This window comes from Paenibacillus massiliensis 2301065 = DSM 16942 (genome assembly GCF_000377505.1).
GTDB lineage: Bacteria > Bacillota > Bacilli > Paenibacillales > Paenibacillaceae > Paenibacillus > Paenibacillus massiliensis.
On sequence record NZ_KB898189.1, the window covers coordinates 313,056 to 339,840 of the forward strand.

Here is a 26,785-nt window from a genome sequence, read left to right on the forward strand (position 1 = left end):
TTTCCCACATTAACCACTTATATATTAGTTAGGCATGTAAAATTCCGCTTTTTCACCGGCATAGACAACATTCGTTTTTTTGACTTTTACGTTGGAATGCTCGGTATACTTGATCACACTACCGTCCCCGTAGGTCACCAGCGCCACATGGCTTGTATCGGTTCTGGACAGAATGCTTCCGGCATTAACCTTGTTTTGCTTGGTTTGCTTGTAAAAGTACCCCTTATCGACCATATACGGAACTACGCCGCCGTTATTGTAGTAGCCTGTCCGCATCCAGTTCTCCCCTGCATAAGAGCCTGCTTTGGGACTAGGATACCATTTGCCGGCCTTGTCCACGGGGAATCCGCCAGCCCGCAGTGCCTTGGATACAAAGTTAGCACAATCGCTTCCCATATTGTTCGCTTTGGAGAATTCCGGCTCATCCAGACCATGGTCGAGAGCGTAGTCCCTTGCTGCAATCCGATCATAGCTGACGGCCGCCTTCATCACCTGGCTAAGCTGATTCGTACTTGAAATCGCACTTTGGATGGACTGTCTTCCTAGCTCGCTAGCGGAGGATTCATCCAGCGTCTCTGCTGGCTTGACAGGTGTGAGAATCGCCTCCTCCTCCGTTATATCCGCACGATGAAACAGCTCATAGGAGCTATTTTCGTCGAATGAGGACAGGCTGTTCGTGTTAAGCTCGTTGCCACTATCCAGTTGGATTCTATAGAGGAAGGCTGAAGGTGAAGGCGTATTATAATAAGGCTCCACCTCTTGCAGGAAATTGTCTATTTCAAGTTGGGCAAGCTCCCTCTCGCTATCCTCTGTTACTTCAGCAAGGGCTGCTTCCATTCCTTGAACATAAGGGCTATCGGCTGGATGTCTCGTCAAGGTCATATCAGCGTCTACATTCAGATCTATGTAGATCATATGGTCTTCCACGACAGGTGCTTCGAATGTTGCAGAGAAATTATCAAGCTTGTACACGCTTCCATACTTAGCTTGCAGTTGCTCCTTAATATCCGCAAGGATTCTTTCCTGCTGCTCCAGAGTCAAGCTGCTACTGATCACCTCTGTTTGTTCAACTACCGGGGTTACTGCCCGGTCCAGAAGCTCGTTACTGCCTTGCGCCGAAGCGGCTGGGTGAAAAGCCACCAGCATGGTGGAAGCGACAGCGAGTGCTATCATTTGCTTTTTCACAATGAAGAACCTCCTCTTTAAGAATAGGGAATGCAAGATGGGACTGACGCTCTAAATGCTCTAATATGCCCGAACGGAAAGCTCGTAAGGCTCATATCCAGCACCCGTGTTCGAAACAACCCGTACAAGATAGGTCTGATCTTTGCTGGCAGGAGTAAAAGTGCTAAGGACCCTCCAATTATTCGAGGAAGAAGTCTGGCCCGTAGCTACTAACTTGTTACTGGCGTCGTAGATCTTAACAGTCATTCCTACCTTGTCCTCATCCAACAGCCAGTATCGGATCGTGCTTCCATGGCTTACCTCATAATCAAAGGTAGTTTCGGTCTCTCCTTCATAATCCAGATAAGAGCTCTCATCGAAATACTCCTTCTGAATCGTTATATCGCCGATCCCGGAAGTACTTCTCAGTTCCTGCATCGAGAGCGGGCTATTGGCCTCAGAGGCAAAGCCAGCAGTTGGAACCAGCAACAGTGTGGTTACAGCACTCAACAAGATCAAACATTTCTTGTTCATTCCTAACACCCTCCAATAGTAAAATTTTAAAATAATTACAATAATATGAATTATACTTCTCATAAATATAAGACGTAGAAGACCCCGATTTACAACACCTTGGATAACAAATATGTAAAAATATTCATCCGTTATTACTAGATTTCTTGCTTGCTGAGGTTACAGGGTGCTGTATACTCGTCCTCTCCCTCTCACAACACACCTTATATAGCAGTCTCCTTCGAGCTCGGGTTAAATAGGTCTGGATATTGCGAGATGGTATATTCATGAGCTGCGCCATCTCTTGATCCTTGAGCTCTAATTGATATTTGTACGCTAGCAATTGCTGATCTCTTGCCGACAGTTCTTCCAGGGCCCTACCAAGCTCTTCATAGCTTTCCTTATCTACACAGCTTTCCTCCGGTGTGGCTTCAGAAGCAGCCAATTGCTCAGCCATATTCTCCATTCCTGCGATATTCCGCTGCTTGTCACGGATATGTCTGCGAATGAAGTCTACACATACGCTCTTGATCGTATGAGAGATATAGGATGTTCTTCTAGAGACATCAAGTGAACGCAGAATAGAGGCCTTGGGCAACAATTTCATAAATCCATCATGGATAAGATCTTCAACGATATACACATCCTTCACAAAAGATTGTGCCTTTTTTCTCATAAAAGGATAGTATTGCTGATACAATTCCGTCATAAAAAGCTGATCCTCCATACGAGCTCTAGCAAAAATGGATAGAACAATCATGTTACCCCTCCATTTTAGAAGATTTGGTTTCTTCTCAGTGGATTTTATGGAATATTATGTTTCTATTTATACCATAATGGAAAAATGTTTTAATTTCAATCCATATGTAAATATTTATAAAAATACCAAAAGAGCCGTAATCTCTTACAGCCCTTCTGTGGTATCCCCATATGGTATATTACTGGTATTTTCCAAATGTATAGCTACCCCCTAGCTACTTCGCATCTACCATAGGCCGCAGCTGCAGATCTGAGGTGAAGAACAGCTTGTATATCAATACGCTGAGTAGAATGCTGGTTACAGCAGCAGCGCAGGTGAAGGAGAATACAATCAGAATCTGATACCGTACGGCAATCACTGGATCGGCTCCAGCAATGATCATCCCTGTCATCATCCCGGGAAGCTGGACTAATCCCACGGTCTTCATCCCGTCAATTGTCGGAATCATGCTGAATTTTACAGCACGTTTTCGGACCCCCTGCAGGGCTTGCTGAGCCGTTGCTCCTAGTGACAGTAACGTCTCAATCTCTCCCTTGCTCTGCTGAATCTGGCTCTTGAGATGGTTAATGAACAGGCCCGAGACAATCATCGAGCTACCGATGGTCATGCCGCTAATTGGAATGATGTACTGGGGCGTCGGGTCGATAATACCAAGTCCTAATAGAATACTCATCATAAGCACCTCGCTCACCGTTATGGCCAGTGCGATCCGCCAGACGATACCGTGCAAGCCCTTGCCCCGCTTGGCAGCATTCCAGGAGGCAACGCAGATCATGAAGATGACAATAAGCACGACATACGCAAGATGGTCGGTCTGGAAAATAAACTGCAGCACGTAGCCGACTGCCAGCAGTTGTATCGCTGAGCGCAATGTACCCACCGCAATGTCCTTCTCCAGGCCAAGCCGCTGCCACACAGAGACTAGCATGGTGCCCACAATGAACAGCAGCGTGAAGCTGAGGGATAGTAGACTCATGAGATGCCCTCGCTGTCTGCGAACTCCAGAACTTTCCGCGCCAATGCTTCAGGGGGATGATGAACCAGTTCGTGGCTAGGCTGCTCCATTAGCATTCCCTGATTCAGAAACCATGCGGTACTACTAATTCGTCCAGCCTGCTCCAGATCATGTGTAACCCACATGTAAGAGGTACCTTCCGTGGTATACCAATACTGCAGAAGCTCTTCAATCTTTTGCGTGCTGCTTACGTCGAGTGAGGCTGTAATCTCATCCAATAACAGGATTTCCGGACGCAACAAGAGCGAACGAATCAAGGAAATACGCTGCTTCTCTCCTCCAGAGCAATCGTCGGCACGCTTGTCGAGGTCCATTTCCTCCAGACCACAACGGTCCAACAGCTGACGCACAAGCTTAACTTCGTACGTCGTTCCGTGCAATCGGCTGACCGTCTTGAGATTGTCCTCTACACTGCCTGGCAGCATAATAGCCTGTTGGGCCACATAACACACTTTCTGGCGCCACTGCCGTGTGTGCATACTGGTGCAGGAGTGGCCTTTCAGCAATAGCTCTCCTCCATCAGCAGGCTCCAGCAGAGCCAGCATCCTTAGCAGTGTACTCTTGCCCTGACCGGATGCTCCCACCAGGGCAATTTGATCTGGCTGAGTGATCGCAGTCGACAGATCTGAGACGATATAGCGATCAGCTACCTCCTCTCCTCCCTTTTTCCAATGTCGCTTGCGTAGATGACGTATTTCAAATAAAGGGTGCAATGCCTTTCCTCCCTTGATGCGTAAGTTGTTGTGTAGGTATTATACAAAGGACCTTCGATACATACCAGAGACCTTCTATACATACCAAAGAAGATTCTATACTTTCCTAAGTAAAGGCATGGCCCATTGGCGCGTATAATTGGTGTTGAGAAGGGAGGTGTGTCCTGTTTCGCAAAATATTGTAAGCGCTTAATTTGGTTTATTTTAAAATTATTGTGAGGAGTGTGTGCGTATGAGATCAAGACTGAGGCAAGCATTCTCGCTGGTTCTGGCCATGGCTGTACTGCTTCCGACAGGCTTATGGACTCCCGCTGCTGAGGCGGCAGACCCTCCTGCTGTAGAGACGGTATACCATGAATCGTTTACTCAAGGCAAAGGCATGGCTGTACAATCCGGAGGAGCCCACCTGACTCCTGTCACCGGAAAGGTCTTTAGCGGTAACGACGACGGAGCAGCTTTATACGTGAGCAACCGTCAGAACAACTGGGATGCAGCGGACTTTCGCTTCAGCGACATGGGACTGGTGAATGGACGTACGTATACCGTCACAGTATCTGTCTATGTAGACCCTACAGTAGCTGTGCCTTCCGGTGCTCAAGCCTACCTCCAGACGGTCAGCAGCTATGCTTTGCTGGCTAACGCCAATTATGAAGCTGGCAAAGCCATTACGCTCACGAAGGAATTCACCGTGGACACCACCAAGGATACGACACTACGAGTCCAGTCCAACAGTAACGGCGCTTCTGTCCCCTTTTACATTGGAGATATTCTGGTCACACAGCAGGGTAATACCGGGGGCGAAAATCCACCACGACCACCTGCTCAGCCGTTCACACCTATTACCTTTGAAAATCAGACAGCCAGTGGATTCACTGGGCGGTCCGGCTCAGAGACACTAACGGTTACAAATGAAGCAAACCATACTTCTGGCGGTGGCTACGCACTGAAGGTCGAGGGTCGCAGCAGCACTTGGCATGGCCCTACCTTGCGGATCGAGCCTTATGTTGACCAGGGACACGAGTATACGATATCCGCATGGGTCAAGCTCATAGCTCCAGCCAGCGCGCAGCTTCAGCTTTCCTCCCAGATCGGTCAAGGCAGCAGCGCCAACTATGTCACGCTTGCGCCCAAGACGATTAGTACGAGTGACGGCTGGGTGCTGTTCGAAGGCTCCTACCGTTATAACAATGTCAGCAGTGAGTATTTGACAATATACATCGAGAGCGCGAGTAACAGCACGGCCTCCTTCTATATGGATGATATTAACCTCCGCAGGACAGGTTCCGGTCCGATTGTCATTGAAGACGACCTTACGCCCATCAAGGCAGCCTACCAGAATGAATTTCTGATTGGCAACGCTATTACTGCCGAGGATCTGAGTGGTGTCCGTCTGCAATTGCTGAAGCTGCATCATAATACGGCTACTGCAGGCAATGCCATGAAGCCAGATGCCTTGCAGCCCACCAAAGGGCAATTCACCTTCACAGCCGCTGATACTATGGTGAACAAGGTACTGGACGAGGGTATGCAAATGCATGGCCATGTGCTGGTATGGCATCAGCAATCCCCGGAATGGATGAATACAAGACCGGATGCCCAGAACAACGCCATTCCATTGGGCCGCGAGGAAGCGCTAACCAATATGCGGACCCATATTCGCACGGTCATGGAGCACTTCGGTGATCGGGTCATCTCCTGGGATGTCGTGAACGAGGCTATGAGTGATAATCCTCCGAATCCGACCAATTGGGAAGCCTCCCTCCGCCAGTCCCCCTGGTATCAGTCGATAGGCCCGGATTATGTCGAGCAAGCCTTCCTGGCAGCCCGTGAGGTGCTGGATGATCATCCAGAGTGGGATATCAAGCTGTATTACAATGACTACAATGAAGATAACCAGAATAAGGCCCAAGCCATTGCCGGGATGGTTGAAGAGATCAACGACCGCTATGCACTTGCACATCCGGGTAAGCTGTTAATTGACGGAATCGGCATGCAAGGTCATTACAATGTCAACACGAACCCGGAGAATGTAAGATTATCGCTGGAGCGGTTCATTAATCTCGGTGTGGAGGTTAGCATCACGGAGCTGGATATTCAAGCTGGCAGCGACTATCAGCTTCCAGACAGACTTGCCAATGCCCAAGGGTTTCTTTACGCTCAGCTATTCAAGCTCTTCAAGGAGCATGCCGATGCCATCAAGCGCGTCACGATCTGGGGACTGGATGACGGCTCCAGCTGGCGCTCTTCCTCCAATCCGCTGCTATTCGATAAGAACCTGCAGGCCAAGCCTGCATACTACGGGGTCATTGACCCAGATAGCTTCATTGCCGAGCATGCCCCCGAGCCCATTCCTGCGCTTCAAGCTAACGTCGTCTACGGCACACCTGTAATTGACGGGACCGCAGACGCAGTCTGGAGCTCAGCACCATCTATTCCCGTCAACCGCTACCAGACCGCATGGCAGGGAGCTACCGGAGTAGCGAAGGCACTCTGGGATGAGGATTACCTGTACGTGCTCATTCAGGTCAGCGACGCCCAGCTTGACAAGAGCAGCGCCAATGTCTGGGAGCAGGATTCCATTGAAATATTCCTGGATGAGCGAAATGACAAGACGACCTTCTATCAAGAGGACGATGGGCAATATCGTGTGAACTATAACAATGAGGCTTCCTTCAATCCGACCAGCATCGCGAATGGCTTCGTATCCGCTACCCAGGTATCAGGAACGAATTACACGGTGGAGGCCAAGATTCCGCTTCGGTCGATCACGCCGGTGAATGGCACGAAGCTCGGTTTTGACGTGCAGATCAATGACGCCAAGGACGGAGCCCGTCAGAGTGTGGCAACTTGGAATGATACAACTGGTAATGCATACATGGACCCATCGGTGTTCGGTGTACTCACCCTGACCGGATACCCTGCTGATTAATCCACACTGCCATTCATAGCTCGCGGAAAAAGAGCTTCATATTGCATAACAAATCGCAGCAAGCTGGCATCGGTATTCCATCGGCGCCGGCTTGCTGCGATTTTCATTTGCCACTTGCGATTTTATTTGCCACTATAGTGAATTAACTAACGGACATAACTGAGAATCAGCCCTTAACCGATCCTGCCAGTCCGGAAACAAAATATCTCTGGAATAGCAGGTAGACACACAAGGTAGGAATTATGGAGATCAGCACCCCCGCGTTCAGCAGCGTATAGTCGGTTGAGTGCTCACCCTTAAAGGCAAGCAGCCCGGTTGTAATCGTCTTCATCGTATCCTTGGTGATGAAAATCTGCGCAAGCAAAAACTCATTCCAGGTCGCCATAAAGTCAAAGATGACAAGCGTGGCGATGGCCGGCATGGACAACGGTAAAATGATCCGTAAGAATTTCCCCATATCCCCGCATCCGTCGATTAAGGCAGATTCATCGATTTCCTTCGGAATGGTACGGAAGAAGCCGCGCAAAATCAGAATGCCAAACGGAATCCCGAATCCGACATAAACGAGAAAGATCCCGGGATACGTGCTAACAAGATGCGTTTTGTTCAGAAATATATTCAAGGGTACAAGTGTGGCCTGCATCGGGATCATCATGCCGATCAGGAAAAAGGCAAACAACGAATTACTCCATTTAAAATTCAGCCTGGTCAGGGCAAACGCCGCGAGCGCTTCGATCAGTATGCCCAAGGGAACCTTGACGAGACAGATGAAAAGCGTATTTTTCATATACATGCTCATTTTGCCCTGGTCCCACGCCTTCAGAAAGTTATCCCACTGAAATTGTTCAGGGAGCGCGTAGAAGGGGCTGGTCATCAGATCCGCTCTCGATTTCAGCGCAGTGAAGGCGATGAACAGGACCGGGATTAAGAACATGGCCGCCAAAACAATCAGGAATACGTACCGTAGTACGGTCACTGCCGGATGGACTCTCAGTTCCTCCATGCTGCACCACTCACTTTCCGCACATTATACATAAGATTTCTTCGTCGTGTAGTACACATAGGGAATGATGATGGTCATGGAAATCAATACAAGAATGAAGGCGATGGCCGAGCCCATTCCGATATTCGCAAACTTGAACGTCTGGGCGTACATCCATGACGAGAGCACCTGAGTGCTTTCGGCGGGCCCGCCGCCGGTCATGCCGTAAATAATGTCATACACTTTCATGGAAGCAATCAGCGTCGTGGCTATCACAATCACAAATGTTTCGCGCAACAGCGGCAGCGTGATATAGAAAAAAGACTGATAAGGTCTTGCTCCGTCGATTAAAGCCGCCTCATACGGATCCTGCGGAATGCTCTGCAGTCCTGCCAGGAAAAGAACCATAGGCTGTCCGATGCCCTGCCACATGGCCGCTACAAATACTGCGTACAGCGCTATATCCGGCTCTGCCAGCCAGGCGTGTTGCCAGCTCTCTAATCCCAGTAAAGCGAGCATTTTATTGACAAATCCCTGCGTCGGATTGTAGATCCAGGTCCAGCCAGTTGCCACAACAATCCCCGACAATACATATGGAAAGTAGAATACGCCGCGGAAAAAGATCCGCCCCTTCAGCTTCTTGTTCAGCAGCAGCGCCAGTCCCAGGCCAGCCCCCATAATCAAGGTCAGAGAACCGATCATCCAGAACAGATTGTTTTTCAGCGCTCTCATGAACACGGTATCCTGTGTGAACAGTTCGACATAGTTGTCTAAGCCTACAAACTCCTTATGGGGTGCAACTCCATTCCAACTGAAAAAACTGAGAAAAAAGGTGTATACCGCCGGCACAAAGATAACAGTTAAGTAAATGATTAAAGCAGGCAGCAGGAACAGCCACGGCTTAAGCATTCTTGTTGTCATGCCATTCTCCCCTTTCTACACCAATCGCGGCAGCAGGAAGCTCCTGCTGCCGCCTTGCCCGATTCAATCCAGGCGGTAAGATCCTGATCATCATTTCTGTTTGCTTTTGTACGCAGACACGGCGTTCTCCATGTTTTCGGCAGCCTGCTGTGGTGTCCACTCGTCTAGAGCCACTTTATCCTGTGCTTCGAACAGCTTCTGCACCACCTCCTGCGGAAGAGCCTGGTCAGTAATCAGGAAACCACCATCCTCAGCGCTGTCCAGCAGCGGCTGAAGATGCGGTGTCTCTTCCGAGACCGTGAAGCCCAGCGTGGCCGGAGAACCGTAATCATTGATATATTTATTGACCGTCTCAACACTCGTTAAATACTCCCCAAGCTTGATGGCCGCTTCTTGCTTCGCAGCGTCGGATGCGCCGTTGATCTGCAGCATTTCCGCGAACACGGATGCGCGTGCCGGCGTTTGTTCTGTCGGAAATTTGAAGACATCAAATTGTGCCGGATCAAAGCCATTTTCACTAATGGTACCGTCAAACCAGGTGCCCTCGTTAATAATTGCCGCCGATTGCTGGTAAAACAACATTTCGGCTTCACTTGGGTCCAATGAGGAATAACCCATCGGGAAGTAGCCCTTGTCCGTATATTCTTTAATCTTTTCAAATGTCTTAACGACCGCCGGATCGTTCCATGACGCTTCCAGACGGTTCAGCTTGTCATGCAGCTCCGGACCGCCAAAATGTTCGAGCAATTGCTCGGTCAGCCGCATCGTATGCCATCCGCCCTTGCTGCCGAAAGCCAGAGGGGTCATCCCGCTATCCTTTAGCGTTTGCAGTTGCGACTCGAATTCGGCAAATGTTGCAGGCGCTTTCAAGTTTAGCTTTTGATAGCTTTCCTTCGAGTACCACATGCCCAGTACATTCAAATGCAGCGGAAAACCGGAAACTTTCCCGTCATAAGTAGACATATCAATAGCGGTCTGATTGAATTTTTCGGACCATTTATTATCCTTCGCCACCTGAGTCAAATCCATCGTCATGCCATTTTCCGGGTAAAAAGAACCCAACGTGCCGCCCCAGGTAAACCACATATCCGGCAGTGTCTTTGAGCTTGCCGCTACCTTGAGGGTTTCTTTAAACGGGTCCACCTCATACTGGGTAAGCTCCACGTCAATATCCGGGTTAGCGCTTTCAAAATCTTCAACCGCGGACTTCAGCCATGACCAGCCCGTATTCAGTGTCCACAAAGATATACTGACCTTGGGGCTGCCAGAGGATGAGCCCTCTTGGCTTTGTTGAGCTGCATCCGAAGAACTTGAAGAACATCCCACCACACTTGTAACTACAAGCAGAACACTAGCCAGCAACGCAACCCATTTTTTCATCATGTATGTCCCCCTATGCTTTATCGTTGATAGCTTGAATACGAAGTGCTTGGTAAGGCTTGCCAGGCAATTCCACACGGCATGTTCCTTCATATGTCCCTGGCAACGGAGTAATCGTCATGTTCCATGTATCGATCAGGTCAATGGTACAAGCGACACCCTCCGCTAGCGGCAGAATGCGAAATCCCGGACGGCTTGACCCAAAATACACGAGGTAATATTCGCCGTCCACCCCACCCGCCGCAGTATCCCATTGAAAGTCGGCGCTCAAGCGCCCGAGCTGTGGTCCAGCTTCAATAATACGGCGGAGAAACTGGATTCTGGACGGGCTTTCTCCATGCAGTGTTCCTCCGTGCGACCACCAGATGATATTGTCTTCGTGCAGAAAGGTCTCCCCGTGCGTAACATAACCGCCGTTCAGCATACCTTCCCAGAAGCATTCCACCATCCGTTCCGCCGTGATGTTGCCCCAGCCGTGATTCAGATTTCCTTCATAGCGGCATTCGTCCACGACAATGGGCTTCCGGTAGGTCTCCTGCCATTCCTTTACAAAATGAAGATCATGGTGCTGGATGCTCGCATGTGTAACCCAAGGCTTGCCATGATCATACCAATGCAGGTTGCTGCGGTAATGGATGCCCGGATGATGCCAGTTGTGAATGGACCGGAGGTGACTGTAAGCATCTCGCTCCTGAATGATTCTGAAGAACCGATCCCAATCCCGTATCGTTTTCGCTTTCATCAGGTCGAACTCGTTGGCCAGCGACCACCAGATGTTGCGAAATGCCGAGAGGCGGGCGACGGCATAGCGCAGATAAAAATCGTCAGTCTCGGGGCTCATCTCCGCAAATCCCCACCGATCATAAGGATGAAAAAGGATGAGGTCGACCTCGATGCCAAGCCGCTGCAGATCCTCAATCCGGCGTTCAAGGTGCCGCCAATATGCGGAATTGAAGGCTGTGAAATCCCAGCCATCTTCCAGAGACCCTGCAAACGGGTACAATGCCGGTTCGTTCAAATTGTAATCATAGTGCTTCGGAAAAACGCACATTCGCATTTTATTAAAAGCGCCCGCTTCAGCCAGACTGCGAAGGGTGAGGTCCTGTAGCTCTTCGCTTTGGTGATTCCATACATAACTTGTGGTTCCGAAGGGAAAGAAGGGTGTGCTGTCGGCATAGGCAAAATGTACCTCGCGATCCACTCCAACGGGTCCGTGATTTCCGGCTGAAGGTTCAACACATTTGAACGTGCCCTGAACAAGATTCAATTCAGACACATTGCTAACCGTCTCATAAGACCATGTTCCTACAGCATCCGGCATGAAACGCACACGGTAAGAGCCTTCCCCGTCATAGAAACCGTCCACCTCAACGGTGCGGTGTCCCTGGCTGAAGCGTGCTCCGATCGCCACATCCGTAAAGGGATTACCGTCCTTCGGTCCGGGAAGTAGCAGATCAAATCTCCCCCAACGTTCAATTTCCGGCGTGTTCGCTAATTCCTGCATTACCTGATTCGCCCCTTTCTCTTCTGGTCATTCAACCTCTTGCACCATTCATTTTAATGATTAACTTCTGGTGGTAGTAGCGGGCGAATCGGCTTTTTCATATGTGATTTTGACGTGTACGCAGATGCTGCGGATGCTTCCGGTCCCGACAATAGATGATTTTTGCGAAATCATACGTTTTTTTAACTTGCATCGGTATGCTTGCCGGCTCCGGATCATTGATTGCGGTACTCAAGAGGGGTGAGTCCGATACGGTCCTTGAACAGCTTGCTGAAATAATGAGGGTTGCTGTACCCGAGATCGGACGCAATCTCATACACCTTGCGGCTGGTCTCGCGCAGCATTTTTTGAGCGATCTCCATTTTGTTGCGTATGATGTAATCACTGAAATTCTCACCAATTTCCTTAAGAAAAATCCTGCTCAAGTAGCCCGGACTAACATGGATGGATTCACCGACCTTGGCCAGGGTAACATCCTCCAGAAGATGCCGGTCCACATATTCTTTAGCCCTGCGCACAATAAAGCTGTCGCTCTGTTCATTGCGGGGAAAATGCAAAAGCGCAGACATATAGGCGTCGGGCAAGCCGGAAATATCCCTGCATGCAGAAGATGCACAAGCAAAGATCAGAGGGACGTTCAACAGCTCAAGCACCTTCTGCCGCAAACCGTTCAGATAGCTTTGCATATCACCATTCCCGGTATGGGAACGGACAGGAACAATCCAGATCATTTCACGGAAGTTCCTGTGAAATACCAGACCTCCCCAGTCCTTTACCGTCAGCTTGCCAACGAGATGCAAAATGGAAAGAAATCGCAGTTGCTCCGCATCTTCCTCTTCCTGAACCGCATCGCATCTTTTACGGATAATCGCCAGTTCATAACCCTCCTTGAAGGATTCGTCCGCCAGCTCGGGCAGGAGCTGCAATGGCTTCGCCGGAAATGTAAAAGGATCCAGCAACGATAGAAAAAGCTCGTTTTTTTCTTCTTCTGTGCGCCGCGGCGGCTCATTAGGGGTCAATGTAAAACGAGAAATGACCTTTTGAATCGTGTCCGCGATTTCAGCTTCATCCATAGTAGGTTTATGCAGATAATCGGCTGCTCCCAGCCGAAGGGCCTCCCTTACGTAGGAAAAAGTATCGTAGCTGCTTAAGAAAATAACTTGGATCTCCGGTTGTCTGTGCCTGATTTTTTGCGCCAGTTCAATCCCGTCCATACCGGGCATCCGGATATCGGTCATGACCAAGTGAATGCTTTCTTCTTCCAAAATCCGCAGCGCTTCTTCACCGTCGGCGGCCTCGGCCCTCCAGCATATTCCAAATTTTTCCCAATCAAGCATATAACGCAGTCCCATTCTGACAATGGATTCATCATCAACGACCAACAGATTCCACATCTCTGTCTCCCCCTGTCTCTGATCCTGCTGCTTTCAGTGGTATTTTAACAATAGCCCGGGTCAAATCCCCGCTCCGCTCTACCAACAATCCATAGGGTTCGCCAAACCTAAGAAGGATCCGTTCGTGTACATTGCACAGACCGATATGAACAGAGCTCCCTTCTCCATCGCTGCCCCCTTTTTTTTCCTCATCTCCGTCCTCTTCCCGTAGCAGAATCTCTTTGCCGGAAAAGCCTCTGCCGTCATCTGCAATTTCAATGAACAGCGCTCCGCTCTCCGCATCCGGTCTTGCCGCAATGGAAATGCGCAGGATTCTATCCAGCCCTTTAGCTCCGTGAAAGATCGAGTTTTCCAGCAGCGGCTGTAGCAGCATGGGTGGAATGGGCACGTGCAAACACTCGTGCGGAATATCCCACTGTATCGAAAAAACGCCGGTGTATCTTAAATCCATCAAAGCGGCATAATCCTGCAGCAGTCGAATCTCCTCATCCAGCGTAACGAGCTCGCTGTCCAGCTTCATATTCACCTGCAGCAGCTTAGCCAGCGCTTGCAGCAATTTGGCAATATGGGACGATTGCTGCAGTATGGCCAGCATGCGGATGGAATTCAGCGTATTATACAGAAAATGCGGCTGTATGCGTGCCCGCAATGCGTAGAGTTCGGCATTGCGCTTCTGGCGCTCCTTCTCTTCAATGGAATGCACCAGCTTGTCGAGACGGCTGACCATCATGTGATAGCTGTTTTCCAGCCGCCTCATTTCGTTATCCTCCCCTACAGGTGCAGGGGCTTTGAAATTTCCCTGCTCAACCTCGCGCATAGAGCGAATCAAGCGGTTGATTGGCCTCGACAGCCTTCTCGCAAGCAGCCAGGAAATGGCCGCTGAACAAATCACCGCTGCCACCGCTACAAGGAACGTAAAATAGCTGATAGAACGGTTGCCAGCCAGCAGCTCTTCACGATTAACTCCCAGATACACCTTCCACCCCAAGTAACCGCTTTCAAGAAAAACGCCGCTGTATTCCTCCTGACCATGATCCCCGGACCCTGCGGCCTCCCAGCTGCCCCGCTGCCTATTGGTACCGATGGACAGCTGTCTGGACGCAAGGACAGGATCGGATGCATAAATAACATTTCGGTTCTGATCCAGGACGGTCACCTTCACGGTCGGGAGCTCCAGCGTCTCCACAAATTTGGGAATAAAATCGGGACTGATGAAGATAGCCATCACAGCCAGCGGTTGATATTCCTCGTCCATCAGCAGGCGAGAGCCGATCAGGGCAGAGAATGACCCTTCTTTAAACTGGTCGATCTCCCGCACCCCGCTAATGACAAAACCGCCCCGCTGCGCAAGCGTCTGTTGATACCAATCTTGATCTGTAACCTTTTCTTTGAGATTAATGACCGTATTTCCGCTCAAGCGATAGCCGTTGACGGTCCCGTTCATACCGTAGATCATCAGTCCCTTAATCGATGAGTTTATGGAAGGATAGGCGCCCATGAGCCGGGCCATCGTTCTCTGCGCCTTGATTTCCGCTGTTCCCCACTGCTCCTTGGCCAAATAAGGCTGGTTTAAAAAGCTGAAAATGTCCGGCAAATAATACGGAATCATTGTAAACCGGTCAAAGTCCCTGATCTGGCGTTCAATAGATGTATTCAACTGAGCCAGAATCACATTCAGATCCTGCTCGTTCCGGGCCTGCAGCATCATAGAGGATTTACGGTAGGCCATCGTCCCGATCAACAGCGCCGGAATACTGCTCAGGAGTATGAACACAACAAATAGTTTGGTTTGAAACCGGATATTGGACAATTTCTGCATGTTCTCACCTCTTGATGTCTAAGATCTTGAACGCACCGCTTCGTAATACTTGCCAAGCAAGATGACTATATATTCCATTTAAGTAAAAAAAGTATCTATTCCTGCAAAACTACGAACAGTTAAGAGCAGTTTATACTGTCTATCGCCGAGTTGCAATGTTTAGAAATATTTTTTAGTATTTTTCAGCTCACAACACTAAAAAACGTACTATATTCATTTATTATCGTACCTATACAGAAGCTTTTATCATACAAGAATTCATGCTTACCACCTTCTTACACCTCTTATTTTTGTATTAATTGACCTATTTTCGGAAAATTAGTTAGATTAAAATCCCTGTCAACGGATAAATGAAGTTTACATCGTACTTATCTTTAATGAAAATTTATATTTATAATTTAGTTTATTTTAGTTTTATTCGCGCTTTTATCAACTAGACCAATTATTTACAGCACTTTATATTGATAATAAGATGGCGTCGTAAATGAATTTTAATTATTTTAATTTAGTTAATTAAAGTAACCCCCTTCCGCGCCGTACGCTCCGTGGGCACAGTCAGGCATCCAGCGACACAATTCAATGCACAGCTTATCTGGTCTCGATTCAAAGCGTCGACGCGTTTTTCTGTAAGTGACCATTACAGATAAGGGGGAACATGCTTGAATATCAGGATGAACGGGATTCACAAATCCTTTGGAACAAATCACGTGCTGGAAAATCTCTTTCTCGGAAAAGAACTCACAACAAGCTGGGGATTCTTGAACAATCGCATTATGAAAGCGCTATCAAATGGACAGATGCAGAAGCTGTCTCTTTCTCTTCCGCCATGACCAACCTGCGGGAGCCTGCTCTGTCGGCCAGCAGCAAATGATTGAAATCGCCAAAGCGCTTATGATAGAGGCAAAGGCGATCATTATGGACGAACCGACTTCCCCCCTGACCGACCGTTTTCCGCAGCGGCACACAGTTCCCGGTGAAATTGTGTCTGAGGTCAAGGGCGGTAAATTATCCGCCGGAGGAGGATAGTCAGTAGCTTTATAAAGAGCCGTACTCTTTTTGTTAAAAATCGATGTGAAGATGTCCCACTTCCGAAATGAGACCAGCGAACACGTTCCAGCCGCAAAGGCCCGAATGCCGAGTGATTCTGGACCGGGATAAATCCGACCTGTCAAAATTTTGATTATTGCTGTAAAAAAAACTGGCCGTGCAAGAGCCTCCTGATATGCTCCCATCATAGTAAACAGTAGAAAAAATCAAACTTCTAATTCAACTTCTACTTGATGGTTTTTTGTAATGTCCAAGAAAGCCCGATTTCGTACTAATTAAAGATTCAGGCTAGGGTCTGCACAAAAAAATGATCTTCATAAGAATGGCCACCGTCTTCATCGTAATCTAAGCAAAAAATGCACCTCCAGGAACCATATCGGATTATCTGAATCGTAACCCTGATATCCGTTCCAAGAGATGCATATACATCAGCATTTTTGCATCATTCGATTAGTCAAGCGATCTAATATAATACATTTCGTCTATGAGTTCGGCGTGCTGCTCTTACCAGGAATTACGCTGATTATGAATCGAATCGGCCTGTCTCTCAATGTCAGTCATCATTTCCTTAATACGATCCAAAGCTTGTTGAATCTGCTTCTGATGCGCATCCAGACGGTGTGCCATCGAGCGAATTTGTTCTTGCGTCGGCGGATTCGGGGCATGGGATAGCTCGATCAATTCCTTCTCGATCGCATCAATACCCGATACGCCGGTACCCAGCATTTCAATACCGAATTTGGCCTTATCAGCAATATGATCAATTCTCACAGCGGTTTCTTTGGCTTGCTTATTGCCCCAGCCATTCGATCCTGCAGACATGTAATTCGGCTGACCAACAGGCGGTGTATAATCGCTCATCAGGAACAGTCCTCCCTACTTCTGATACTTATCTGTAATTTCATCGATCTTGTCTGTCAGCTTATCGATCTCATCTGTCAGATCATCGATTTCATTGGTTAACTTGTCTACGTCCTTAATGTTCTTCTGCACTTCATCAATGTTGGCACCAGCGCCGGTTGCCTTGGAAATCACTTCCTGGGCAATCGATGTGACGAGAACCTGCACATGATCAGGCGCATTTTGGCCGACCTGAGCCACCAGTCTGTCCATTAGAGGACGAATTTGAGATAATGTTGCAGCCGCATTGGACAATTCACGACCACAGGAGTTTAACTCAGAGTCAATTTTATCGGATACGCGGTCAATTCTTGATTGTGTAATCTGGTCGATTTCTCTGATTACCTTGTCGATTTCATTGGCCATTTCACGAACTGCGCCTTTTCCCACAAACATGCGTGATCTCCCCCAGTGTGTTTTACAAATTCTTCATCCATTTGATTATATGTCAAACTCTGTCGCTCTTCAATAAATTGGATAAGGAAATTCGCTCATTTTCGGCATAAGTCTACACCTTCTTCCCCCGTGCCTACACATCCATGAAATATCACAGCACAACGAGTGATTCTGGAGACTCGCAAGTCCTTCTTCTTACTTCCGAGACAAGAAAAAAAAGAGCTGCTCTCAGCTCTTCTCAGCTTACAAGTCTTTCAGGCGCTACGTACTCAATTTCAGACGCGAGGAGCATACATACGCATTCCAGATCCCCCCAATGAACAATCCGACCGATACGCCGCTGAACAGACAATAGAGAACGGTGAACACCAGATTACCATAGAGCGAAGAATCAAGAATCACACTGACATTTAGCGCATACTTCACTACAAAATTCATTAGAATAACGATCAGCGGTAGATAAGTGCCCGAGCGATAGAAGCGCTGCTCCTTTTGGTAGATCGTTCTGTATTTCGCATATAGAGCATTCCCGACGAGCGTACCTAGAGCTGCAAAAAACAAATAGCCCACCAGCGCTACTCCCAAATGCTCAAAGCGAGTAAAGATCGTCTCCAATCCCCATAGCATGAATATCACAGGTACGATTACCATCTTCGGAATGCTCAGCACTCCGTCCTTGGCCGATCGAAGTCCTCGAACAGTAAGAAAAGCCAGCAAAAACCAAATATACAGCGGCGTCTGTCGAATAACCTCTACAATGAACATCAGATGTCCCTTCCTCCCACATGATCTTATGTGGCCCAAGCGTACACTAACCATGCAGAAGGGACAATAGACTCTGACGCAAGCGGCTTAATCGCCTGCCTAAGCGGTCTTTTTTAACACATGAATTGCACCTCTACGGCGTATCCTTTCTTCTGAGCTGCTCCAATAGCCTGTTCATTTCTCTAACCTCGGTCTTGTCATGCCGATAGCTGATGAAGCGGACACACACGTATGTAATAAGCACCAAGCCTGCATTGCCAAATATACCGCCCACGGACATTCCCCACTGGAACAAGAAGTTAAAGGCCACGACCATCAGCCACACGACCAGCATATACAGCAATTGCTTAGCAACGGTGGCTTCCGCCAAGAACTCTCTAAATAATAAAAATCTCACCAGAGATGCCCCAACAGAGCAAATGAGCAGCCCGAGCAGCATCTCATTATTCACTTGATGACCAGTTACCAACTGAAGCACTACACACACGGTGAAAATCGTGGCGCTGAGCCTCAGTACCTGCTGAATCCGGCGAATCATCATTTACGCCTCCCTCATTCCCAGCTGCTTTTTCAGGCCAGGCACATACCGTCTTGAGATGGATACCTTCTCCTGATTGATCAGGACCGCCTCCAGATTACCGCTAAGCTTGGGGTAGAAGGAATGAATCTTGTTCAGATTCAGCAGCATGGATTTGGATATTCGCACGAAGCCAAGCCCGGATAACTGCTCTTCCAACACGTACAGCTTGTCCGCCAGCTCATAGGTCTGTGTGCCCGTGTAGACGAATAGTCTACGATCAATGGATTCGAGATAGAAGACTTCATCGACGTCAAGCTTGTAAAAGGTCCCGTCCTGCTTGCCTAGCAAATGCTTGACTGTCTTGTCCGGAGAGGTCAACAGTTGGATAGCCTGTGTGATCGTCTCACTCATCGTATGGATGTGGAGGTGGACTTCCTCCTCTTCCTCGGCTGGGATCATGCTAATGTTAACCTTCACCGCCACACTCCTCTCTGCATGCTGAGGAGATTATAGCACGCGTCCGAGAATTCTTCACAGCCTCCGCATATGCAGGGTATGTACGAAGTCACAAGCACCTGCTAACGATTTTCCGCAGCACGCGGAAATTTTCTAGATTAAAACCGTCCCGCCTATCGGCTACAATGGTCCTGTAAGCGCTTATAGATCCAAGACACATAGCCGTACAAATAGCAGTCATATAGCAAGACGATAGCCAAGCACACACCCATTATAGAGATGTTAGGAAGGAGGAGAGACCTTCAATGATTACAAAAGAGCATATTTTTCTGGATCAGCCCCTGCACAGCAAGCAGGCCGTATTTGAATTCATTGCCGAGCAAGCCGCCAAGCTACAGCTAACCGATCACCCCGAGCAGGTGATACAGGATCTGTGGGAGCGAGAGCATATCTACTCCACTGGCCTGCAGGATCATTTCGCCATTCCGCATACCCAGAGCACAGCCATTCAGCAACCGGCGGTGATGGTGATTCGTCTGGAGGAGCCGATTGACTGGGCCGCTCATGACGGCAAGCCCGTACAGTATATTTTCACGATTCTCGTACCGAAGCATCAGGTGGATATGTCTCATTTGCAGATCATTTCATCCCTGGCGACACTGCTGCTGGAGGACTCCTTCAAGACAGCCATTGCGCAGGCACAGCAGTCGGAGGACATCTACGCACTGCTACAACAATATACGGAAGGATTGGTATCATGATGAAAATCGTTGGCGTTACTTCTTGCATTGCAGGCCTTGCCCATACACCGATGGCAGCCAAGGCGCTCGAAAAAGCTGCACAGCAGCTTGGCTATGAGATCAAGGTCGAGCAACAAGGCGCAATGGGCCAGGTTAACAAGCTGACTACAGAGGATATTGCGGAGGCCAGCTTCGTCTTGATCGCCTCCGACCAGACCGTCAAGGACATGGAGCGGTTCGAAGATAAGCAGATCGTACGTGTCAAGATCGGCCATGCCGTGAACAATGCAGAGGCTGTCCTGACCAAAGCGGTTCAGGCAATAGCCGCCAAGCAATAAGCAATAATCTTTGCCCCGGTCAGCCCGGGGATATCTTCCTATGAGGAGAGATCACGATGAAGAAATGGTTAAGCGAAGCAAAAACACATCTGATGACAGGCATTTCCTATTTGCTGCCGGTCATTATTGCCGGATCGCTTATTGTCGCTGTGTGTAAAATCATCGGATTGACGATGGGCGTCACCGATTTTGGTCCGTATAAAGATGAAAGCGGATTCCTTCATATTCTGTATTTGGTGGAAAATGTGGGCTGGAGCGGTATCGGTCTGCTGACCATCGTATTATCCGGCTTCATTGCCTACTCGATTGCTGATAAGCCCGCCCTCGCTGCAGGTCTGATCGGCGGTGTACTTGCCCAGCAGACCAATGCTGGCTTCCTTGGCGCTCTGATCTCCGGCTTTTTTGCTGGATACATCACGCTGTGGGTGCGCAATAAGGTCAAAATTACGGGTCCGGCAGCGGGCTCTGTCCCCCTCATTATCCTGCCGCTCATTACGGTCGGCCTGACAGGTGTCCTGATGGCTGTCGTTCTGAGAGGACCGCTGAGCGCCATCAATACGTATCTGGTGAACTGGCTGCAATACATGAGCCAGAGCGGTACGAATGCAATCGTCCTGGCCATTATTCTTGGGGCCATGATTGGCTTTGACCTGGGGGGTCCCGTCAACAAGGCAGCCTGGATGGCTGGCAACGCGCTGTTCCTCTCCGGGGTGTATTTGCCGAATATCTTCATCAATATTGCCATTTGTATCCCGCCACTTGGCTATGGTCTGGCGACACTGCTGATGAGAGCACGCTTCTCCAAGACGTTCCGGGAGGCTGGCAAAGGCTCCGTCATTATGGGCGTAATCGGTATTACGGAAGGGGCCATTCCATTCACACTCCGCAATCCAGCGAAGCTGATTCCCGTCAATATGTTCGCCTGTGCTGCTGGTGCTGCAGTAACGGCTCTGCTCGGTGCTCATGTCATTATGCCACCGATTGGCGGGCTGTATGGCGCCATTTCCGTGGGGACTCCGCTAGCCTATCTCGCAGGCGGTATCGTTGGGGCGCTCCTAATCGCAGGCGGTACCATGCTGGTGAACTTCAAGGATGAGGAAGAGCAGAAGGCCGCGTCCAAGGACGCTTCCGTGAAGAAGAACGGCGAAGAGATTGAGCTTGTCTTCGACTAAGACAGATAGATGTAGACCTGTATAGAAATGCGTATTTGGAAGGAGCTAACAGAGATGAACCATACCGTAAATAACGATGTAGACAACGCTAGCAAGACCAAGGTACATGTCATTCCGCACACGCATTGGGACCGGGAGTGGTATTTCACCACCTCTCGCTCCAAGGTGTACCTCGTGAAGCATGTGAAGGAGGTACTGGAGACGCTAGAGCAGACCGAGGGCTTCCACTACTATCTGCTAGATGCCCAAGGATCGTTGCTGGATGACTATCTGCGCTGGTGTCCAGAGGATGAGGGCCGGATTCGACAACTGGTGGAGAGCAAACGCCTGATGACCGGACCATGGTACACCCAGACGGACCAGCTTGTCATTTCTGGAGAGTCGATCGTGCGTAATCTGTACTATGGGATGGAGACAGCACGCAAATTCGGCCATGCCATGAAGCTCGGCTATGTGCCGGATGCCTTCGGACAATCGGCCCAGATGCCACAGATCTATCGCGAATTCGGCATTGAGCACTTCCTGTTCTGGCGTGGTGTCGCAGACAACACGAATCCAAAAACCGAGTTCACTTGGGAAGGCTCGGACGGCAGTACGGTGTTCGCTGTCCAGATGCCTTTTGGCTACTACTACGGTGGGAATATTCCTGAGGATGAGGTGGATCTGCCGGCTTATTTGCACAAGCAAATTAGTGCCTTGGAGGCGAAGGCCTCGACGCGCCATGTCTATTTCCCGAACGGATTTGATCAGGCCCCTGTACGCAAAAATCTGCCAGAGCTGATCCGTCGATTCAACGAATTGGACACGACACGCGAATATGTGATGAACGAGCCCGAGCGCTTCATGCAGGAGATCCAGCAAGCGAGCCACGATCTGCCCGTGCTCAAGGGCGAGCTGATGGAAGCGAAGCATATGCGTATTCACAAATCCATCTTCTCCACCCGGGCTGATCTGAAGCAAATGAACAACCAGATCGAGAATTTCATCGTGAATACACTAGAGCCGATACTGGCCATCAGCCACTCGCTCGGACATGACTACCCGCACCGGATTATCGAGGATATCTGGAAGCTTATGTTCGAGAATGCCGCGCATGACAGCATCGGGGGCTGCAATAGTGATACGACGAACCAGGATGTGGCCTTCCGTTACAAGCAGGCACACGATATTGGCGTCAACCTGCTCGACCTGCACATGCGTATGATTGCCTCCCAGATCAAGCAGGAGGAGACCTTTGCCTTTACTATTTTCAATACACTGCCTTACGTGCGCACCGGAGTTACGGAGCTTGACGCCTATCTGCCTGATAAGCCATTCGTCATTCGCGATCTGCATGGTCGCAAGCTGGAATATGCTATTATCGAAAAGGTAGAACAGACCGATTATGTGCTCGGACAGCATATCGACCTGAATCCGAGCCGCAAGGTGTATTTGCCTGAACGTGTATTCCGCGCGAAGCTGCTGGTGGATCTGAGTGAGATTCCTCCAATGGGCTACACGCAGATTGTATTCGATTTTACGGGAGCAGAGGATATACGTCCTGTGGCTTCATCCAACTCACCATCTGTCCAGGGTGAGCAGCATACACTTACCGGCACCGATACTGCACATACACGAAGCATAGCCCCCTCCAGCACGGATAGCCTGCCTGTTCGTTCCAATGGCAACCGTATCGAGAATGAGCATTATGTCATTGAGGTGCAGACGAACGGCGCACTGACGATTACGGACAAAGATTCCGGGCGCACATACCGTGATCAGATGGTGTTCGAGGATAACGGCGACGATGGCGATTCCTACAACTATTCACCGCCAGAGCGTGACCTGGTGGTCTCCTCCCTCGGCTGTGATGTTCAGACGGTAACGGAGTACACACCTGTATCGCAAGAGCTGTCCCTACGTCTGGCCATGGACGTGCCTAGCCATCTGGAGGAACGGGCTCTCGGCCTGTGCAGCAGCAAGCTGCCGCTCCATGTGCGTGTCACCCTGCGCCGGGGAGAGCGACTGATTCGCTACGTGGTAGAAGCCGACAATCAGGTGCTAAGTCACCGTCTGCGGGTGCTATTTAACACAGGCATCGCCTCCAGTCTGTCCATCGCGGACCAGCCCTTCGGTGTCATTACCCGGCCTACCTCTCTACCAGAGTCAGCGATCTGGGAGGCCGAGCAATGGCAGGAGAAGCCGATTACTATCGAGGCCATGCAGAGCTATGCCGGCTTAAATGACGGTACACGCGGCATGATGGTCATGACGGAGGGCGTGCGTGAGTACGAGATTGTAGGAGATGGCTATACCACCATTGCCCTGACCCTGTTCCGTACCTTCGGCTTCATGGGCAAGGAGAACCTCGTCTATCGCCCGGGTAGAGCTTCTGGTGAGAAAATCGTGGCTACGCCTGACGCGCAGCTGCTAGGAAAGCTGTCCTGCACCTTTGCCCTGCATCTGCATGAATCCAGCTTTGATGATGCACATATTGCGAAGGCCGCTCGGGAGTATCTGACACCGATGAGCAGCTATCAGCTGTGTGATTTTCTGAATGGACGACTGATCTTCGCCTTCCGTGACGAGGACAGAGTGCTGGAGCCAAGCTATAGCCTGATGTCGTTTACACCCGACTCCAATGCCATCGTGAGCGCCTTCAAGAAAGCTGAGCACGCCGACGGCTATATCCTGCGTGTATTCAACCCGCACCTGAATGGGCAGGCAGCAGCGACTGTAGCCTTTACCGTTCCTGTAGAGCTGAAGCAGGTCATGCTCGATGAGCAACCGCGTCCAGATGCAGCTCCGCTGAATCCGGAGGATACACGTGCACGTGCTGACAGTGCAACAGAGAGCTATGTACAGCTGCCCGAGCTGGCCCACGCCAAGCTGCTGACGGTACTTGCTGAACGTAAGTCCTCCTTGTAGAAAAGAATTGATGCATATAGTAGACATATAGAAGATGGGTAGAAAACAGATAAAAAATAGACTGAGTCCAAATAGAATACAAATACAACACAGATAGAATACAAATAGAACACAGATAAGATTTGGTATCAACGAAAGGTTCTATGACGTGAGTCGGAAAGGAGGTCTGATGTGGTATGACATTTCCATACCCGAGATTAAAGAAATTGTTTCGGTTGCTGGAGGTCCATGGTGGACAGGAGCAAGGCTGGACTACACGTGCATTGGCGGAGCGTCTGGAGGTTACCGAGCGGACGGTGCGAGATGATCTGAAGAAGCTGGATCACCTCCTTCAAGCTCATGGGGCTCGCCTGGAGTCACGTCGCCAGCATGGCTATAGCATTGTCATCAATGACGAACAACGCTATCGCGAGCTGCCCATGACATCGCCCGTGAAGGACGATGCCCCTCCACTGCCGGATACGCCGGAGGAGCGCATCCGTTACGAGCTATTCGCCCTGCTGAATGCACATCAGGACATCCGTATGGAGGACCTAGCCGACTCACTGTACATTAGCCGGGCAACGCTGAACAATGATGTGAAGATTTTACGCCAGATCATGGAGGAGTACGGGATCCAGCTGTCCATCAAGCCATCGTACGGAGTAAGCATCGTTGGTGAGGAGAAGAGCATTCGTTATTGCCTCGCAGAATATGCAGACGTCCGCGACGAGGAGCATACGCTGAGCAGCTCCATGGATCAGGAGCATCTCTTGCATCCTGTACAGATTTCGGAGCTGCGCAGGATGGTGGTTGAGCAATTGCGGCAGCACAACGTTCGGATGGCTGACTTGGCGCTCAAGGATCTAATCACTCATCTGGCTGTCATGATATTACGTATTCAATCTGGCCATGGGCTACAGCATTTTGAGTCCGTCGCATCAGCTTCCAAGATGCCGCCCTCTGGCTCTGGAGAATACTCAGACGACAATGCTGTGGAGGCAGCTCCGGGACGTCGGCAGGATCAGAGACAGCCTGCCCTAGATCACCTTGATGCTCCTGATACTTCTGACAATATTGATGTTTCTGATGATCGTACCGTGTCTAATTATCCAGTTGATCTCGATAAGCTCGATACCTACGACGATCTTGACGATCTTGACGATCTTGATGCTCCAGATGCCCACGATAATCTAGCTGACCTGGGTGATCTCAATCCACTCGATCCCCCTGATGCTCACGGTCACCATGACCCTGATGCTTTACTTGCCGATAGCATTATCCGCGGTATTGAGCAGGCGTATCAATTGGAATGTCCTGTGGGAGAGAGGAATTATGTGCAATTGCATATTGCCAGCAAACGCATGACCGAAGACGAAGAGCGATGGCAAGAGCTGCAATCGGATCGGCTGCTGCTCGCTGTGCGAAGCATGCTGGACTATGTCCATGAACGCTATGCTTACGAGCTTCGGAATGATGAACGTCTGTCTCGCGATCTGTATGCTCATCTGAAGCCCATGATGATTCGGCTGGAGCATGGCATGAATATGCGTAATCCGATGCTGCACCATATCCGCAAGCATTACCCACTGGCCTACGAGGTCACGATTGGTGCGGTGAAGCAGCTACAGAGCTATTATCCATACGACATTAACGATAACGAAATTGGTTATTTGGCTCTGCATTTCGGTGCAGCGCTGGAACGCAAATATCATATTCCCCATCGTCGGCGCAAGACCGTCCTGCTCGTCTGTGGCTCGGGCTATGGCACGGCACGCATACTGGAATCCAGGCTGCGCTCCCTGTTCGCTGAGCTGGATGTGACGCGCGTCGTCTCCCTGCGCGAATACGAGGATATGCTCTCCGTGAAGGAGGATATGGTGATCTCCACCATCCGGTTACCGGGCCAGAAGAACAAGCCTGCTGCCGTCGTTGCTCCGATTCCGACTGATCGGGATATGGCGACCATTACCCAACTGGTCCGCACGAGTGACCAGCAGCAAGAGAGCTCCTGCTTCCGGTATTTCCGGCCTGAATGGTTCATGCGTCTGCCACGGGCCACCGATAAGGATACTCTCCTGCGGGAAATGAGTGCACGCTTACTGGAGCAAGGTGTCGTCACCGAAGGATTCATGCCAGCGGTGCTGGAGCGTGAAGCCATGGCCTCCACCGCACTCGGTATGGGGATGGCTATTCCCCATCCACTGGAGCTGAGCTCCACTCGTACAGCGGTGTATATCTGCCTGCTGGAGGAGCCACTGCCCTGGGATGAGGACAATCACGTCCACGCTGTATTCCTGCTCTCAATCTGCAAGGAGGATTACGAGCAGGCCATGGGCATCTACGATCTATGTGTCGAGCTCATCCGGCAACAACCTCTACTAGATCGGCTTCAGGAATGCGACACCTTCGGCGCTTTTCTGGAGGTAGCTGGTGAAGCCCTCGCATCCAAAAGCCCGGAGCTGTATTAA

22 protein-coding genes and 1 pseudogene are annotated in these 26,785 nt (G+C 49.9%); 7 read left to right on the plus strand and 16 right to left on the minus strand.

Annotated features, from left to right (window positions below; translation table 11 throughout):
• Nucleotides 1-24: 24 nt before the first annotated feature.
• The 5 genes from D328_RS29010 to D328_RS0112275 form a co-directional block, all read right to left on the minus strand.
• A complete protein-coding gene (locus tag D328_RS29010) occupies nucleotides 25-1,185 on the minus strand; it encodes an amidase domain-containing protein (RefSeq protein ID WP_018885310.1) in 1,161 nt (386 codons plus the stop codon).
• 60 nt (nucleotides 1,186-1,245) lie between these two features.
• On the minus strand, nucleotides 1,246-1,698 hold the full coding sequence (locus D328_RS0112260) for a hypothetical protein (protein WP_018885311.1): 453 nt from the start codon (nucleotides 1,696-1,698) through the stop codon (nucleotides 1,246-1,248).
• A 124-nt stretch (nucleotides 1,699-1,822) separates the two neighbouring features.
• Nucleotides 1,823-2,437 (minus strand): RNA polymerase sigma factor, encoded by a 615-nt coding sequence (locus D328_RS0112265; RefSeq protein ID WP_018885312.1) that lies wholly within the window; start codon nucleotides 2,435-2,437, stop codon nucleotides 1,823-1,825.
• 214 nt (nucleotides 2,438-2,651) lie between these two features.
• Nucleotides 2,652-3,413: an ABC transporter permease gene (locus D328_RS0112270; RefSeq protein ID WP_018885313.1), complete on the minus strand. Its 762-nt coding sequence runs from the start codon at nucleotides 3,411-3,413 to the stop codon at nucleotides 2,652-2,654.
• Nucleotides 3,410-4,165, minus strand: coding sequence for an ABC transporter ATP-binding protein (locus D328_RS0112275; RefSeq protein ID WP_018885314.1), 756 nt, complete (start codon nucleotides 4,163-4,165; stop codon nucleotides 3,410-3,412). Before D328_RS0112275 ends, D328_RS0112270 begins: the two co-directional genes overlap by 4 nt.
• Before the next feature lie 232 nt (nucleotides 4,166-4,397).
• Here D328_RS0112275 and D328_RS0112280 point away from each other — a divergent pair, with 232 nt between their 5' ends.
• Nucleotides 4,398-7,094 carry an endo-1,4-beta-xylanase gene (locus D328_RS0112280; RefSeq protein ID WP_018885315.1) on the plus strand — a complete coding sequence of 899 codons (2,697 nt, stop codon included), beginning with the start codon at nucleotides 4,398-4,400 and terminating at the stop codon, nucleotides 7,092-7,094.
• A 166-nt stretch (nucleotides 7,095-7,260) separates the two neighbouring features.
• On the opposite strand, the gene D328_RS0112285 is transcribed toward D328_RS0112280, so the two are convergent.
• From D328_RS0112285 to D328_RS0112310, 6 genes are all read right to left on the minus strand, one after another.
• Entirely contained in the window at nucleotides 7,261-8,097 is an 837-nt protein-coding gene (locus D328_RS0112285) for a carbohydrate ABC transporter permease (RefSeq protein ID WP_018885316.1), read from the minus strand.
• Between the two features lie 24 nt (nucleotides 8,098-8,121).
• The gene (locus D328_RS0112290) at nucleotides 8,122-8,997 is read right to left on the minus strand and encodes a carbohydrate ABC transporter permease (RefSeq protein ID WP_018885317.1); all 876 of its coding nucleotides are present in this window, start codon (nucleotides 8,995-8,997) and stop codon (nucleotides 8,122-8,124) included.
• 90 nt (nucleotides 8,998-9,087) lie between these two features.
• Nucleotides 9,088-10,377 carry an ABC transporter substrate-binding protein gene (locus D328_RS0112295; protein WP_026281151.1) on the minus strand — a complete coding sequence of 430 codons (1,290 nt, stop codon included), beginning with the start codon at nucleotides 10,375-10,377 and terminating at the stop codon, nucleotides 9,088-9,090.
• A gap of 13 nt (nucleotides 10,378-10,390) precedes the next feature.
• The gene (locus tag D328_RS0112300) at nucleotides 10,391-11,881 is read right to left on the minus strand and encodes a DUF5605 domain-containing protein (protein ID WP_018885319.1); all 1,491 of its coding nucleotides are present in this window, start codon (nucleotides 11,879-11,881) and stop codon (nucleotides 10,391-10,393) included.
• Nucleotides 11,882-12,096: 215 nt separating this feature from the next.
• The gene (locus D328_RS0112305) at nucleotides 12,097-13,275 is read right to left on the minus strand and encodes a response regulator (protein ID WP_018885320.1); all 1,179 of its coding nucleotides are present in this window, start codon (nucleotides 13,273-13,275) and stop codon (nucleotides 12,097-12,099) included.
• Nucleotides 13,253-15,094 carry a sensor histidine kinase gene (locus D328_RS0112310; protein WP_018885321.1) on the minus strand — a complete coding sequence of 614 codons (1,842 nt, stop codon included), beginning with the start codon at nucleotides 15,092-15,094 and terminating at the stop codon, nucleotides 13,253-13,255. The genes D328_RS0112305 and D328_RS0112310 overlap by 23 nt, the downstream gene beginning before the upstream one ends.
• A 707-nt stretch (nucleotides 15,095-15,801) precedes the next feature.
• On the opposite strand from D328_RS0112310, the pseudogene D328_RS30670 reads away from it, so the two are divergent.
• A pseudogene (locus D328_RS30670) lies at nucleotides 15,802-16,042 on the plus strand (ATP-binding cassette domain-containing protein); the annotation flags it as partial.
• A gap of 603 nt (nucleotides 16,043-16,645) precedes the next feature.
• Here D328_RS30670 and D328_RS0112325 read toward each other — a convergent pair.
• The 5 genes from D328_RS0112325 to D328_RS0112345 form a co-directional block, all read right to left on the minus strand.
• Complete coding sequence (locus D328_RS0112325; RefSeq protein ID WP_018885324.1) at nucleotides 16,646-17,002, minus strand: restriction endonuclease subunit S domain-containing protein; 357 nt, start codon at nucleotides 17,000-17,002, stop codon at nucleotides 16,646-16,648.
• 15 nt (nucleotides 17,003-17,017) lie between these two features.
• The gene (locus D328_RS0112330; protein WP_018885325.1) at nucleotides 17,018-17,437 is read right to left on the minus strand and encodes a methyl-accepting chemotaxis protein; all 420 of its coding nucleotides are present in this window, start codon (nucleotides 17,435-17,437) and stop codon (nucleotides 17,018-17,020) included.
• Nucleotides 17,438-17,698: 261 nt separating this feature from the next.
• The gene (locus tag D328_RS0112335; RefSeq protein ID WP_018885326.1) at nucleotides 17,699-18,202 is read right to left on the minus strand and encodes a DUF6622 family protein; all 504 of its coding nucleotides are present in this window, start codon (nucleotides 18,200-18,202) and stop codon (nucleotides 17,699-17,701) included.
• A gap of 133 nt (nucleotides 18,203-18,335) precedes the next feature.
• Entirely contained in the window at nucleotides 18,336-18,743 is a 408-nt protein-coding gene (locus D328_RS0112340; protein ID WP_018885327.1) for a DUF3021 family protein, read from the minus strand.
• A complete protein-coding gene (locus D328_RS0112345) occupies nucleotides 18,744-19,199 on the minus strand; it encodes a LytTR family DNA-binding domain-containing protein (protein ID WP_018885328.1) in 456 nt (151 codons plus the stop codon). It lies immediately after the preceding gene.
• 284 nt (nucleotides 19,200-19,483) lie between these two features.
• Here D328_RS0112345 and D328_RS0112350 point away from each other — a divergent pair, with 284 nt between their 5' ends.
• The 5 genes from D328_RS0112350 (at nucleotide 19,484) to D328_RS30275 (ending at nucleotide 26,785) form a co-directional block, all read left to right on the plus strand.
• Nucleotides 19,484-19,939: a PTS sugar transporter subunit IIA gene (locus D328_RS0112350; RefSeq protein WP_018885329.1), complete on the plus strand. Its 456-nt coding sequence runs from the start codon at nucleotides 19,484-19,486 to the stop codon at nucleotides 19,937-19,939.
• The gene (locus D328_RS0112355) at nucleotides 19,939-20,256 is read left to right on the plus strand and encodes a PTS fructose transporter subunit IIB (RefSeq protein ID WP_026281152.1); all 318 of its coding nucleotides are present in this window, start codon (nucleotides 19,939-19,941) and stop codon (nucleotides 20,254-20,256) included. The genes D328_RS0112350 and D328_RS0112355 overlap by 1 nt, the downstream gene beginning before the upstream one ends.
• A gap of 56 nt (nucleotides 20,257-20,312) precedes the next feature.
• Nucleotides 20,313-21,428, plus strand: a complete 1,116-nt coding sequence (locus tag D328_RS0112360; protein ID WP_018885331.1) for a PTS fructose transporter subunit IIC — start codon at nucleotides 20,313-20,315, stop codon at nucleotides 21,426-21,428.
• A 54-nt stretch (nucleotides 21,429-21,482) separates the two neighbouring features.
• The gene (locus tag D328_RS0112365) at nucleotides 21,483-24,335 is read left to right on the plus strand and encodes a glycoside hydrolase family 38 N-terminal domain-containing protein (RefSeq protein ID WP_018885332.1); all 2,853 of its coding nucleotides are present in this window, start codon (nucleotides 21,483-21,485) and stop codon (nucleotides 24,333-24,335) included.
• A 176-nt stretch (nucleotides 24,336-24,511) separates the two neighbouring features.
• Nucleotides 24,512-26,785 (plus strand): BglG family transcription antiterminator, encoded by a 2,274-nt coding sequence (locus tag D328_RS30275; protein ID WP_018885333.1) that lies wholly within the window; start codon nucleotides 24,512-24,514, stop codon nucleotides 26,783-26,785.

Excerpts from the sequence above, each read along its gene's own strand:
- D328_RS0112260 (WP_018885311.1), bottom strand. The coding sequence starts at position 1,698 with ATGAACAAGAAATGTTTGATCTTGTTGAGTGCTGTAACCACACTGTTG.
- D328_RS0112365 (WP_018885332.1), top strand. The coding sequence starts at position 21,483 with ATGAACCATACCGTAAATAACGATGTAGACAACGCTAGCAAGACCAAG.
- D328_RS0112280 (WP_018885315.1), top strand. The coding sequence starts at position 4,398 with ATGAGATCAAGACTGAGGCAAGCATTCTCGCTGGTTCTGGCCATGGCT.
- D328_RS0112350 (WP_018885329.1), top strand. The coding sequence starts at position 19,484 with ATGATTACAAAAGAGCATATTTTTCTGGATCAGCCCCTGCACAGCAAG.
- D328_RS0112330 (WP_018885325.1), bottom strand. The coding sequence starts at position 17,437 with ATGTTTGTGGGAAAAGGCGCAGTTCGTGAAATGGCCAATGAAATCGAC.
- D328_RS30275 (WP_018885333.1), top strand. The coding sequence starts at position 24,512 with ATGACATTTCCATACCCGAGATTAAAGAAATTGTTTCGGTTGCTGGAG.
- D328_RS0112355 (WP_026281152.1), top strand. The coding sequence starts at position 19,939 with ATGAAAATCGTTGGCGTTACTTCTTGCATTGCAGGCCTTGCCCATACA.
- D328_RS0112305 (WP_018885320.1), bottom strand. The coding sequence starts at position 13,275 with ATGTGGAATCTGTTGGTCGTTGATGATGAATCCATTGTCAGAATGGGA.
- D328_RS0112265 (WP_018885312.1), bottom strand. The coding sequence starts at position 2,437 with ATGATTGTTCTATCCATTTTTGCTAGAGCTCGTATGGAGGATCAGCTT.
- D328_RS0112270 (WP_018885313.1), bottom strand. The coding sequence starts at position 3,413 with ATGAGTCTACTATCCCTCAGCTTCACGCTGCTGTTCATTGTGGGCACC.
- D328_RS0112340 (WP_018885327.1), bottom strand. The coding sequence starts at position 18,743 with ATGATGATTCGCCGGATTCAGCAGGTACTGAGGCTCAGCGCCACGATT.
- D328_RS0112325 (WP_018885324.1), bottom strand. The coding sequence starts at position 17,002 with ATGAGCGATTATACACCGCCTGTTGGTCAGCCGAATTACATGTCTGCA.
- D328_RS0112295 (WP_026281151.1), bottom strand. The coding sequence starts at position 10,377 with ATGAAAAAATGGGTTGCGTTGCTGGCTAGTGTTCTGCTTGTAGTTACA.
- D328_RS0112290 (WP_018885317.1), bottom strand. The coding sequence starts at position 8,997 with ATGACAACAAGAATGCTTAAGCCGTGGCTGTTCCTGCTGCCTGCTTTA.
- D328_RS0112335 (WP_018885326.1), bottom strand. The coding sequence starts at position 18,202 with ATGTTCATTGTAGAGGTTATTCGACAGACGCCGCTGTATATTTGGTTT.
- D328_RS0112285 (WP_018885316.1), bottom strand. The coding sequence starts at position 8,097 with ATGGAGGAACTGAGAGTCCATCCGGCAGTGACCGTACTACGGTACGTA.
- D328_RS0112360 (WP_018885331.1), top strand. The coding sequence starts at position 20,313 with ATGAAGAAATGGTTAAGCGAAGCAAAAACACATCTGATGACAGGCATT.
- D328_RS0112310 (WP_018885321.1), bottom strand. The coding sequence starts at position 15,094 with ATGCAGAAATTGTCCAATATCCGGTTTCAAACCAAACTATTTGTTGTG.
- D328_RS0112300 (WP_018885319.1), bottom strand. The coding sequence starts at position 11,881 with ATGCAGGAATTAGCGAACACGCCGGAAATTGAACGTTGGGGGAGATTT.